Origin of the sequence: Oceanospirillum sediminis, from assembly GCF_014164585.1 — a bacterium.
Lineage (GTDB): Bacteria > Pseudomonadota > Gammaproteobacteria > Pseudomonadales > Halomonadaceae > Oceanospirillum > Oceanospirillum sediminis.
Window position 1 is genome coordinate 1 of sequence record NZ_JACJFM010000378.1, and the last position, 303, is coordinate 303.

1 protein-coding gene is annotated in these 303 nt (G+C 33.3%); it reads right to left on the bottom strand.

Going from position 1 to position 303, the window contains the following annotated elements:
* Window positions 1-303 (bottom strand): HAD-IA family hydrolase (locus H4O21_RS28940; protein ID WP_182812807.1); only part of this gene is annotated, 303 nt, incomplete at both ends.

A 303-nucleotide genomic window follows, 5' to 3' on the forward strand; every position in this document is an offset into this window, starting at 1 on the left:
CTGCTTCAACACCTGAAACACTATCTTCAACAACCAAACATTCATTGGGTTGAAATCCCATGGTTTTTGCAGCCCACAGAAATACATCTGGTTCTGGTTTCCATTTTTGAATGGTATAACAACTAAAAATATTATCTCCAAAAAATGGAAGTAAACCAGTTAACTCAAGATTTAATCTGATTTTATTTTCTGGTCCGCTAGATGCCGTACAAAACGGGATTTTCAAGTTTTCCAATACTTCTTTTATCCCTTTAATAGGTTGAATTTCTTTTTTGAATGTTTCAAAAGTTCTGGCTCTATAAT